This window comes from Saccharothrix saharensis, assembly GCF_006716745.1.
GTDB lineage: Bacteria > Actinomycetota > Actinomycetes > Mycobacteriales > Pseudonocardiaceae > Actinosynnema > Actinosynnema saharense.
The window spans coordinates 5,094,501-5,105,862 of record NZ_VFPP01000001.1; the positions used below are offsets into that span (position 1 = coordinate 5,094,501).

Annotated in this window: 10 protein-coding genes; 3 read left to right on the plus strand and 7 right to left on the minus strand. The window is 72.1% G+C overall.

What is annotated here, in order from left to right; genetic code table 11:
• Positions 1–14 precede the first annotated feature (14 nt).
• From FHX81_RS22595 to FHX81_RS22605, 3 genes are all read right to left on the minus strand, one after another.
• Positions 15–815 (minus strand): lysozyme, encoded by an 801-nt coding sequence (locus FHX81_RS22595; protein WP_141980046.1) that lies wholly within the window; start codon positions 813–815, stop codon positions 15–17.
• An 84-nt stretch (positions 816–899) separates the two neighbouring features.
• Positions 900–1,079, minus strand: a complete 180-nt coding sequence (locus FHX81_RS22600) for a hypothetical protein (RefSeq protein WP_141980047.1) — start codon at positions 1,077–1,079, stop codon at positions 900–902.
• A 273-nt stretch (positions 1,080–1,352) separates the two neighbouring features.
• Complete coding sequence (locus FHX81_RS22605; protein ID WP_141980048.1) at positions 1,353–2,198, minus strand: aldo/keto reductase; 846 nt, start codon at positions 2,196–2,198, stop codon at positions 1,353–1,355.
• A gap of 108 nt (positions 2,199–2,306) precedes the next feature.
• Between FHX81_RS22605 and FHX81_RS22610 the strand changes: the two genes are divergently transcribed.
• On the plus strand, positions 2,307–3,191 hold the full coding sequence (locus FHX81_RS22610) for a LysR family transcriptional regulator (protein WP_141980049.1): 885 nt from the start codon (positions 2,307–2,309) through the stop codon (positions 3,189–3,191).
• Here the strand turns inward: FHX81_RS22610 and FHX81_RS22615 are convergent.
• A complete protein-coding gene (locus FHX81_RS22615; protein ID WP_141980050.1) occupies positions 3,135–4,097 on the minus strand; it encodes a pentapeptide repeat-containing protein in 963 nt (320 codons plus the stop codon). The two genes, FHX81_RS22610 and FHX81_RS22615, sit on opposite strands and share 57 nt — an antisense overlap.
• Before the next feature lies 1 nt (position 4,098).
• The gene (locus tag FHX81_RS22620) at positions 4,099–5,196 is read right to left on the minus strand and encodes a pentapeptide repeat-containing protein (protein ID WP_141980051.1); all 1,098 of its coding nucleotides are present in this window, start codon (positions 5,194–5,196) and stop codon (positions 4,099–4,101) included.
• Positions 5,197–5,345: 149 nt separating this feature from the next.
• Here FHX81_RS22620 and FHX81_RS22625 point away from each other — a divergent pair, with 149 nt between their 5' ends.
• The gene (locus tag FHX81_RS22625) at positions 5,346–6,167 is read left to right on the plus strand and encodes an SAM-dependent methyltransferase (RefSeq protein WP_141980052.1); all 822 of its coding nucleotides are present in this window, start codon (positions 5,346–5,348) and stop codon (positions 6,165–6,167) included.
• Between the two features lie 96 nt (positions 6,168–6,263).
• Positions 6,264–8,423 (plus strand): putative bifunctional diguanylate cyclase/phosphodiesterase, encoded by a 2,160-nt coding sequence (locus FHX81_RS22630; protein ID WP_211363545.1) that lies wholly within the window; start codon positions 6,264–6,266, stop codon positions 8,421–8,423.
• A 21-nt stretch (positions 8,424–8,444) separates the two neighbouring features.
• On the opposite strand, the gene FHX81_RS22635 is transcribed toward FHX81_RS22630, so the two are convergent.
• Together FHX81_RS22635 and FHX81_RS22640 are read right to left on the minus strand one after the other, a co-directional pair.
• A complete protein-coding gene (locus FHX81_RS22635) occupies positions 8,445–9,470 on the minus strand; it encodes an alcohol dehydrogenase catalytic domain-containing protein (protein WP_141980053.1) in 1,026 nt (341 codons plus the stop codon).
• A complete protein-coding gene (locus tag FHX81_RS22640) occupies positions 9,467–11,362 on the minus strand; it encodes a glycoside hydrolase family 15 protein (protein ID WP_170232450.1) in 1,896 nt (631 codons plus the stop codon). Before FHX81_RS22640 ends, FHX81_RS22635 begins: the two co-directional genes overlap by 4 nt.

Sequence of the window (11,362 nt, forward strand, 5' to 3'; positions counted from 1 at the left end):
CGACCACCCGGCGGTCAGCCGTTGGCGAGCGCTTGGAGCCGGTCGTAGGCGCCGTTGAACTGGTTCTGGTCGATCGGTGACGACGAGTACTGCCAGAACGTGTAGAACGGCCACGCGTAGGGCAGGGTGCCGACGGTGGACGAGTAGCGGGCGACCCACAGCGGGTTGGTGGAGCTGAAGTCGCCGCTCACGCACTGGGACCACCAGCTCGTGGACGTGTAGATGACCGGCCAGCGGCCGGTGCGGGCCTGGTAGCGGTCGCTGAACGACTTGATCCAGGCCGTCATGCTCGCCTTGGACAGCCCGTAGCAGGTGGAGCCGTACGGGTTGTACTCCATGTCCAGCGCGCCGGGCAGGGTCTTGCCGTCCCGGGACCAGCCGCCGCCGTTGTTGACGAAGTAGTCGGCCTGGGTGGCGCCGGCGGAGCGGTCCGGCAGCGCGAAGTGGTACGCGCCGCGGATCATGCCGACGTTGTAGGAGCCGTTGTACTGCTGCGCGAAGTACGGGTTGCGGTAGGTGGTGCTCTCGGTCGCCTTGACGTAGGCGAACCGCTTGCCCTGGCCCCACCAGTAGTTCCAGTCGACGTTGCCCTGGTGCCCGCTGACGTCGATGCCGTAGACGACGGCCTGGGCGCTCGGGTCGGTCGGGATGACGACGCGCCGGTCGCCGCGGCCTTCGTGCTTGGCGATCTGGGAACCCATGGCGTGGTCTTCGACGACGGGCGCGGCGTTGGCCGATCCGGGCGCGGCCAGGCCGAGCACGGCCAGTCCGACCGCGGCGAGCAAGGCGGTTGCGGAGCGTGCGAGGTTGTTCATCAGGGACTCCTCGAGCCAGTGCAGGGAGTTGACTCGTTGGGCAGTGTGCGGCACCTCTAACCAATTCACCAGGGTTCGTGTTAATTAGTCACGAAAACGGAGCAACGCTCGGCCGAGCGCGATCCTGCGCAACTGCCCGTCGTCGCCGTTGACGAGGTTCCGGTCGCCGGGGAACCGCCCCGCCGCCCGCCACTGCCGGATCGTCTCGTAGTCCCACCCGTGCGGCAGCGGCCCGAGCTCGTCGGCGTGTGGATGGACGGGCACGGAGGCCCCGGCGCGGGGCCGGTGCCGCGCGGTGCGGCCCCGGCCCTCGTGCTTCGCGATCTGCGATCCCGCGAAGTGGTCCGCGGCACCCCCGGCCGCGCTTCCGCGCCGGGTGCCGGGACGGTCGCGAGCGTGATCGTGAGCGCACCCGGTCGGGCGATCACCGTGCGCAGCCGGGTGTGCGTCGCCATCCGCGCCCCCATTCGGTCGGCAGTGCCGGTACGTCCGACCTGGATCGTCAGGCCGGACGCCCACCGCCGCATCCGCAGGACGTCACCCGTCCAGGCGCTTCAGCTCCTCCTCCGACAACCGCAGGTGCACCGCGTCGGCCGAGTCGGAGATGCTGGCGGGCCGCGAGGAGCCCGGGATCGGCACGACCTGCGGCGCCTTGGCGAGCATCCACGCCAGGCACACCTGCTGCGGGCTGACCCCGTGCTCCCGGCCGACCTCGGCGAACGCGCCGAACCGCTCGCCCAGCTGCCCGGCCGCGCTCATGCCGCCCAGCGGGCTCCAGGGCAGGAACGCGATGTCCAGCTCGGCGCACAGCTCCAGCTCCGGCTCGCTGGACCGGAAGGCGGGCGAGAACTGGTTCTGCACGCTCGCCAGCCGGCCGCCGAGGACGTCGTTCGCCTCGCGGATCTGCGCGGGGTTGAAGTTGGACACGCCCGCGAGCTTGATCTTGCCCGCGTCGAGCAGCTCGGCCAGCGCGCCGACGGACTCGGCCGTCGGCACCTTCGGGTCGGGCCGGTGGAACTGGTAGAGGTCGATGGCGTCCACGCCGAGCCGGCGCAACGACGCCTCGCACGCGGCCTTCAGGTACTCCGGCCGGCCGTCGACGTCCCAGCCGCCGCCGGGAACGCGGGTGTGGCCGCCCTTGGTCGCGACCACGACGCCGTCGACGCCCTTCAGCGCCTCGGCGATCAGCTCCTCGTTGTGCCCGAAGTCGCTGTCGTCGGCCGAGTACGCGTCCGCCGTGTCGATCAGCGTCACGCCCTTGTCCAGGGCGGTGCGGATCGTCCCGATCGCCTGGGCGCGGTCGGGACGGCCTTCCAGCGACATCGGCATCGCGCCCAGGCCGATGGCGCTGACCTCGACCCCTCCGATTCGGCGAGTCAGCATCTGGCAGTACCTCCGTCTGTCGCGGTTGTGCTCCTCCAGCTTGGGCGGTACTCATTAAGCTGTCCAACAGAAGAAGCTGATGCAATTCAGCAGTACGGGTGATGAATCGTGGAACTCCGGCAGCTCGAGTACTTCGTCGCCGTGGCCGAGGAGTGCCACTTCACGCGTGCCGCCCGGCGCATGCACGTCGCCCAATCGGGTCTTTCCGCGTCGATCCGGGCGCTGGAAGTCGAGCTGGGCGCGCCGCTGTTCGTGCGCAGCACCCGCCAGGTGGAGCTGACCCAGGCCGGACGCGCGCTGCTGGTCGAGGCGCGGCGCGTGCTGGGCACGATCGACGCGGCGCGCGACGCGGTGGCCGCCGTGCAGGGCCTGCTGCGCGGCACGCTGGCCGTCGGCAGCGTCCAGTGCCTGCACGCCGTCCACCTGCCCGCGGTGCTGGCCCGGTTCCACGAGCTGCACCCCGGCGTGGAGCTGCGGCTGCGGCAGGCGGGCTCGGGCGAGCTGGTCGACCTGGTCCGGGCCGGGCGGCTGGACCTCGCGTTCGTCACCGCGGGCCGGGCGGTCGAGGACCTGAAGGTGTCGACCCTGTCCAGCGAGCCGCTGGTGCTGGCGTGCGCGCCGGAGCTGCCGTTCGCCGAGCGGGAGTCGGTGCGGCTCGCCGAGCTGGCCGGTCAGCCGTTCGTGGACTTCAACCGCGACTGGGGCACGCGGGACGACGTGGACCGCGCGCTGGCCACCGCCGGCGTGGACCGCAAGGTCGCGGTCGAGGTCAACGACGTGCACTCGTTGCTCGACTTCGTCGGCTTCGGCCTCGGCGTCGCGCTGGTGCCCGCGTCGTTCGCGGGCAAGTCGACCCGGGCGCGGTTCGTGGACCTGGTCGACGCGCCGACCGCCGAGACGGCCGTGGTCACCACGCCCACGGTGAGCGCCGCCGCGTCAGTCCTGCTGGACATGGTCCTGGAGGCGGGCCGGGGGCTGCCCGTCGCCGGTTAGCCGCCAGCCGGCCGGGTCGGTGCGCATCGCGGTGCCCGGCAGCACCTCCAGCTCGCCGACCTGCTCGTCCGGCGGCTGCGGCGCGACGTGCAGGAACGTGCCGACCTTCGCACCGGTCACGTTGACCTCGCCCTTGAACGCGGCGTCCTGGAACGACAGGCCGCCGTCGAGCCGGGCGTCGCGGAGGTTCAGCCGGCCGTGGAACGTGGCGCCGGAGAACAGCGCGGGCTTGCTCAGCTCGGCCGCGCCGAACTGCGTGATGCCGTAGAAGTGCGCCCGGCGGGCGACGAGCCGGCCGAAGCGGCGGCCCTCCAGCCGGAAGTGCACGAGCTTCGCCCCGGTCAGGTCGAGCTGGTACGGCGCGTCGTCCGCGTCCTCGCCCCAGGGCAGCATGTCCGTGATGAGCCGCTGCGCGGTCATCCGGACGGTCATCTCGCGGTCCTCCTCGGGCGAGACGGCGCGCTTCTTCCCGGAGAACGCCTGCTCGGGGTCCTCGGGCTTCGCGGTGATCGCCGCGTGCTCGAACGGCCGCCGCAGGTACGCGCACAGCACGCTCAGCACGGTCTGCTTGTACCGGGGCGTGGTGTGGGCCAGGCCGGCGAGCACGTGCATCGCACCCACCCTGACCTGGTCGGCCTCGTTGCCCAGCAGCTCGACCGCCCGCGCGAACCGCTCGTCGGCGGCCTTCTCGCTCTCCAGGTCGTGCCGCGCCTCCTCGACGCGCCGGCGCCGGTCGTTGAGCCACAGCGCGTACAGCGCGACGATCGCGCCGCCCGCCAGCCCACCGGTCTTGATCGCCTCCGCCTTCGGCTGCTTCGGGTCGACCAGGAGCAGCACCGCGGTCGTCGCGACCGCCACCACGACGGCCGCGAGCACGCTCACCACCAGCAACCAGCGTCCCCGCACGTCAGCTCCTGACCAGTCCGAGGCCGCGGTCCTCGCGGCGCTCCACCACCCAGCCGTCGGGCAGGGTGTTCTCGTGCGCCAGCGAGATGTGCATCGCGTGCGTGCGGGCCACCGAAGGCCTGCCCAGGGCCAGGTTCAGGCCACCGGTGAACCTCGTGTCGGTGAAGTCGATGGGCTCGGCGAACTCGCAGCCCTCGAAGCTCACCGCACCGGTGAACGACGCGCCGGCGAACTTGTTCGCGCCGAGGAACCTCGTCCCGGTGCAGTCGACCCGGTCCGCGCACGAGAACCGGCTGAACCAGGCCTTGTCGTGGAAGGCCATGTGGTGCAGGTACAGCCGGCCGGTGCTCTCGGCGTCGGTGAACCACGCGCCGCCGCGCACGACGGCGTGGTGGAAGGAGTTCGACCGCCTCAGCCGGGCCGCCCGCAGGACCAGCTCACCCACCCGGCGGTGCGAGAGGTCGAAGTACTCCAGGTAGGCCCTGGTCAGGTCGAGGTTGTAGGACGGGCCGCCCTCGACGTCGGCGCGCGGCAGGAGGTCGGCGACCAGCCGCTGCGCGGTGAGCCGGACCTCCAGCTCCTCCCGGTCCTCCGGCCGGCCCTCGAACGGCCGCCGCAGGTAGGCGCACAGCACGTCGAGCACGGTCTGGGTGTACTCCGGGCGGGACCGCGCCAGGCCGGCCAGGGCGTGCATCGCGCCCACCCGCACCTGCTCCGCGTCGTGACCCAGCAGTTCCACCGATCGGGCGAACCGCTCGTCCGCGACCCGCGACCGATCGTGTTCGGCCCGCGCGTTCTCCAGCTCCTGCCGCGCGGACTCGACCTGCTGCCTTTCCTCGTCCGTGCGACGCCGCCGGTCGTTCAGCCACAGCGCGTAGAGCGCCACCAGCGCGCCGCCCGCCAGGCCGCCGGTCTTGATCGCCTCGTTCTTCGGCGCGCCGGGGTCGACGACGAACAGCCAGCCCGCGACCAGCAGGAACGCGCCGATCGAGCCGGTCAGGGTCGGCACCAGCAAGCTGTGCCCGCGCCGGTGCCGCACGACCAGCAGCACGACCGCCACCGCCGAGACGACCGCGCCCGCGATCCACAGGTGCCTCACGAGCCGTCATTCTTCCCGGTGATCACCTCGGTGGTGGGTGATTGGAGAACTCCGGCAAACCGACGGTGTGCTAACTCACCGGATTGGCCCATGATGTGGGTGTCACCGCAACGGTGGGAACACGAGCACGTCAGAGGAGAAGATCTCGGGTGGACAGCGTGGATCGGCCCAACTGGGCGCCGGGCGACATCGACCTGGCCCGCCCGAGCATCGCGCGGGTCTACGACTACTGGCTCGGCGGCGCGCACAACTTCGCCGTCGACCGGGCCGTGGCCGACAAGGTCCTGGCCGACGTGCCGATCATCAAGAGCATCGTGCTCAACCACCGGGCTTTCCTGCGCCGCGCGGTGCGGTTCATGCTGTCGCGGGGCATCCGCCAGTTCCTGGACCTGGGCTCCGGCATCCCCACGGTCGGCAACGTGCACGAGATCGCGCAGGCCGCCGACCCGGCCGCGCGGGTCGTCTACGTCGACGTGGACGCCGTCGCGGTCGCGCACAGCCGGGCCATCCTCACCGGCAACGAGCTGGTCAACGTGCTGCAGACCGACGTGCGCGACGCCAAGCAGGTGCTGTCCTCGCCCGAGGTGCAGGGGCTGCTGGACTTCGACGAGCCGATCGGCGTGCTGATGATCGCCCTGCTGCACTTCGTGCCGGACGACGAGGACCCGCGCGGGATCGTGGCCGACTACCGCGACGCCCTGCCCGGCGGCAGCTACCTGGCGATCTCGCACGCCGGGTTCGAGGAGGGCGAGTGGGACCCGGCGTGGGACGAGGCGAAGGTCGTCTACAACCGGGGCGTCAGCGAGATGTGCTTCCGCCCGAAACACGAGGTCGAGGTCATGTTCGACGGGTTCGAGCTGGTCGAGCCGGGCGTGGCGCGGCTGCCGCTGTGGCGGCCCGAGTCGCCGGACGACGTGGACGAGGGCGCGGCGCACTTCATCAGCTTCGGCGGCGTCGGGCGGAAGGCCTGATGAACGGCCGCGGCGCCGGTCGCGGACCCGGCGCGGTTGTCGACCGCGCCCCGCGACCGGCCGTATCCTCTGGGTTGTGGCGGTAGGCCGGCGGACATGACGGAACAGGTTGACCATCTGGTGGCAGCACCGGGCCGATCGAACCTCGACCCCGCCGTACTGGCCGGGGCGGAGTCCTTCGCCCGCACCTGGGCCACCGCGGTCATCGGCAGCAGCTACGTCCCCATGACGCGGGCCGAGGTCGCCGAGCACCTCCAGGCGTTGACCGAGGTGCTGGTGCACGCGCTGCACGCCAGCCCGTTCCGCACCGCGCCGGGCTACGAGATCGGTGCCCGCCTGGTCGAGGCGCACTTCACCGGCACCGACACGCTGGGCCGCACCGTGCAGCTGCTCGGCGACGACCTGCTCGGCGAGCTGGGCATCCAGCCCGACGAGCTGATGCGTTCGCGCCTGGCGGCGTTGCAGGGCGCGTTGGCCGCCGGGTACGCCCGTGCGCTGCGCGAGCGCACGCTGGCCGAGCAGGAGGCGATCCGCGCGGCCGTGCTGGACGCCCGCGACCAGGCCGAAGCCGCGTTGCGCGCGTCCGAGGCGCGGTTCCGGGCCATGTTCACCGAGGCCGCGATCGGCATCGGCATCGCCGACATCGAGGGCCGCATCCTGGACGTGAACCAGGCGTTGCAGGACATGCTCGGGTTCAGCGTCGAGGAGATGCGGCAGTACAACATCCGCGACCTGATGCACCCCGAGGACGGCGGCAACGTCTGGCGGCTGTACGACCAGCTCACCGCGGGCGAGTGCGACCACTACCGGGCGGAGAAGCGGTTCCGCCGCGCCGACGGCGAGCAGGTGTGGACGCACCTGACGCTGTCGCTGGTGCGCGACGACCACGGCGACCCGCAGTACCAGGTGGCGATGATCGAGGACGTCACCGACCGCCACCTGCTGCAGAACCGGCTGCGCTACCAGGCGCTGCACGACCCGTTGACCGGCCTGCCCAACCGGGCGCTGTTCCTGGAACGCCTCGGCCGGGTGTTCAACAACCGGGCGCGCCACCGCGCCGGCCTGTGCTACCTGGACCTGGACGGGTTCAAGGTGATCAACGACAGCCTCGGTCACGACATCGGCGACCAGTTGCTGGTCGAGGTCGGGCGGCGGCTGGACCACTCGGTGTCCGGCGAGGGCAAGCTCGTCGCCCGGATGGGTGGTGACGAGTTCGTCATCCTGGTGGAGGGCTCGCGCGACACGCAGGACATCGTCGACGTCGCCGACCGGGTGCTGCGCGAGCTGGAGTCGCCGATCCGGATCGGCGGGCACGAGCTGACCGTGTCGGCGTCGATCGGCATCGTCGAGCGCGCGCTGTCCGGCACCACGGCGGCCGACCTGATGCGCGACGCGGACATCACGCTGTACTGGGCGAAGGCGGACGGCAAGTCGCGGTGGGCGCTCTACAACCCGGAGCGCAACGCCAAGGAGGTCGCCCGCTTCACCCTGTCGGCGACGATGCCGGCGGCGTTGGAGCGCGACGAGTTCTACGTGGACTACCAGCCGCTGGTGCGGCTGGAGGACAGCACGGTGGTCGGCGTCGAGGCGCTGGTGCGCTGGCAGCACCCGGAGTTCGGGCGGCTCGCGCCGGACCGGTTCATCGAGCTGGCCGAGGAGACCGGGCTGATCGTCCCGCTGGGCCGGTGGGTGCTGCGGCGGGCGTGCGAGCAGGCACGGCGGTGGCGGCAGGAGTTCGGCGACTCCGCGCCGTTCGTGTCGGTGAACCTGGCCGTGCGCCAGTCCCGCGACCCGGAGCTGGTGCGGGACGTGAAGCGGATCCTGGACGAGTGCGCCCTGCCGCCGCACCACCTGCAGCTGGAGCTGACCGAGAGCGCGATCATGGGCACCGCCGACGAGCCGCTGGAGGCGCTGCGGGCGTTGTCGGAGATGGGCGTGCGGATCGCGATCGACGACTTCGGCACGGGCTACTCGAACCTGGCCTACCTCAAGCACCTGCCGGTGCACGAGCTGAAGATCGCGGGCTCGTTCATGGAGGGCCTGCGGGCGGCGGACGAGGAGGACGCGGTGGACGCCCAGATCGTCTCGACGCTCGTGCAACTGGCCCACGCGCTGCAACTGGGCGTCACCGCGGAGGGCGTCGAGACCCCGGCGCAGGCCAAGCGCCTGCACCGGATCGGCTGCGACACGGGCCAGGGCTGGTTCTTCGCCAAGCCGATGAAGCCGGAGGACATCGACGAACTCCTGCGCCGCTAGTCCGGTTCACGGCCGGCACCGTCAGGTCAGGTCCACGACCACCTTCACGTCGTCGGGTTCCTTCTCCAGGGCGTCGGTGAACCGCTCCAGCGGGACGCGGCGGGTGATCAGGCCGTTCAGCCAGGGGCGGCTCGCGGCGGACAGCGCCTCGGCGGCCGCCAGGTAGTCCGGCAGCCCCGCGTTGACCGTGCCCACGATCGTCTTGTTGCCCAGCACCATGCCGTCGAACACGCCCGGGTCCAGCGGCACGGGGGCGTGGTCGCCGCTCAGGCCCGCGAGCACGGTGATCGAGGCGCGGCGGGCGCACTCCCAGATCAGCGGTGCGGCGCCGGTGCACTCGATCGCCACGTCGACCTCGGCGGTGACCTCCGCCAGGTCCGGGTGGTAGGTCGCGCCCAACGCGGTCACCAGGTCGGGTTTGCGGCCGTCGGTGACGCGGTCGACCACGTGCACCGCCAGGCCGCGCTGCACGCCCAGCAACGCGGCCAGCAGGCCGATCGGGCCGGCGCCCGTGATCAGCGCCGACCGCACCGGCAGGTGCGACCGCGCGGCCACCGCCGACGCCTGCGCCCACGCCTTGGCCACCACCGACGCGGGTTCGGTCAGCACGCCCGCGTCGCCCAGCGTGGGGTCGAGCTTCACCGCGAACTTCGGCGGCACGGTCCAGCGCTGCACCCCGTACCCGTCGAGCTCCTTGATGCCGCGCTCGGTGTACTTGCCGTTGCGGCAGAAGTCCCACGCGTCCACCGCGCACGCCGGGCACGGCTCGGGGTCCGGCCGGCGCACCACCCCGGCGATCAGGTCGCCCTCGTAGAACCCGCAGTCCTCCGGCGCGGACAGCACCCGGCCCAGCGACTCGTGGAACGGCACGATGTGCTCGCGGCCGGGCGGCAACCAGCCGAAGCCGTCGCGGACGATCTCCACGTCGGTGCCGCACACGCCCGCCAGCAGGCCCTCCACCACCAGCTCGCCGTCGACCGGCACGACCTCGCGCTCCACCACCCGCGACGCCGACGGCTTCCCGGGCACGACCTCCGCCGCCCTCACGCCGCACCGCCGCGGTGGCGCTCGTCGCGGGTGTGGCCGCCGAACAGCACCGCCGCGCTGTTCACCAGCGCCAGGTGGCTGAACGCCTGCGGGAAGTTGCCGAGCATCCGCCCGCTGCCCGCGTCGTACTCCTCCGCCAACAGGCCCACGTCGTTGCACAGGTCGACCAGCCGGTCGTACATCGCCAGCGCCTCCTCGCGTCGCCCGGCCAACGCGAGCGCGTCGACGTACCAGAACGAGCACGCCAGGAAGCTTCCCTCGACACCGGCCAGGCCGTCCACTTCGGACTCGCCGTGCGACGTCTCGTACCGGTCGACCAGGTCGCCGCGCTTGAGCACCCGCGCGACCGCGTCCAGAGTGCCGACCACCCTCGGGTCGTCACCGGGCAGGAAGCCGACCGCCGGGATGAGCAAGGTGGCCGCGTCCAGCTCCGTGCCGCCGTAGTACTGGGTGAACGAGCCCAGCTCCTCGTTCCAGCCCTTGGCCAGCACCTCCGCGTGCACGGTGGCGCGCAGCTCGCGCCACCGCTCCACCGGACCGGGCAGGCCGAACTCCTCCACCGCCCGCACCGCCCGGTCGAACGCCACCCACAGCATCACCCGCGAGTGGGTGAAGTGCCGGTCCGGCCCGCGCACCTCCCACAGGCCCTTGTCCGGCCGCTCCCACACCTTCTCCAGGTGCCGCATCATGCCGCGCTGCATCGCCCACGAGTCGGGCGTCTCGCCGAGCCCGCGTTCCCGGGCCAGGTGCAGCGCGTCCATCACCTCGCCGTACACGTCGAGCTGCAACTGCCGGTAGGCCGCGTTGCCGACCCGCACCGGCCGCGCGCCCCGGTAGCCGGGCAGCCAGTCGACCTCCCACTCCACCAGGTGCCGCTCGCCGCCCAGGCCGTACATGATCTGCAGGTCCGCCGGGTCGCCCGCGACGGCGCGCAGCAGCCACTTGCGCCACGCCGCCGCCTCGTCCGTGCAGCCGAAGTTGTCCAGCGCCAGCAACGTGAACGTGGCGTCGCGCAGCCAGCAGTACCGGTAGTCCCAGTTGCGCTCGCCGCCGAACGTCTCCGGCAGCGACGTCGTCGGCGCGGCCACGATCCCGCCGGTCGGCGCGTAGGACAGGCCCTTCAACGTGACCAGCGACCGCCGCACGGCCTGCGCGTGCGGCCCGTCGTAGCCGATCCGGGACGACCAGGCCAGCCAGAACGCCTCCGACCGCGCCACCTCGGCCAGCGCGTCCACCGGCGCGGGCGGCTCGTCGGGCGAGTACGCGAACTCCATCACCCACGACAGCCGCTCGCCCGCCGAGATGGTGAACTCGGCCTCGTGCGCGCGCTCGCCGTGCACCCGGTACGGCAGCCGGTCGCCGTACAGCGCGACGGCCGACGGCCCGGCCAGCGCCACGATGCACTCCTGCCCGTCGCGCTCGCCGCGGCGCACCCACGGCACCGAGTCGGCGTAGGCGAACCGCAGCACCCACCGCAACGACATCTCGACCTGCCCCGACACGCCTTCCAGCACGCGCACGACCCGCGTGTCGGCGTCCCAGTCGTCCTGCTCGGGCGGCATGGTGTCGATCAGCCGCACCACGCCGTCCACCGTCTCGAACTCGGTCTCCAGCACCAGGCCGCCGTCCCGGTAGGACCGCCGCACCGACAGCGCCTCGGCGACCGGCGCGATCCGCCAGTGCCCGTCGTCCTCGGTGCCGAGCAGCCGCGAGAAGCAGGACGGCGAGTCGAACCGCGGCATGCACAGCCAGTCGATCGACCCGTCCCGTCCCACCAGGGCCGCCGTCCTGAGGTCGGACAGCAGCGCGTAGTCCTCGATCCGTCCAGGTCCCGTGTCTCCCACCCCGCCGACCCTACGTACCCGCGTTTGACATCGCGCGTCGTTGCGCAT

Coding starts and splice junctions, on each gene's coding strand:
- FHX81_RS22595 (WP_141980046.1), bottom strand. CDS start 815: ATGAACAACCTCGCACGCTCCGCAACCGCCTTGCTCGCCGCGGTCGGA.
- FHX81_RS22605 (WP_141980048.1), bottom strand. CDS start 2,198: ATGCTGACTCGCCGAATCGGAGGGGTCGAGGTCAGCGCCATCGGCCTG.
- FHX81_RS22630 (WP_211363545.1), top strand. CDS start 6,264: ATGACGGAACAGGTTGACCATCTGGTGGCAGCACCGGGCCGATCGAAC.
- FHX81_RS22640 (WP_170232450.1), bottom strand. CDS start 11,362: ATGCGCAACGACGCGCGATGTCAAACGCGGGTACGTAGGGTCGGCGGG.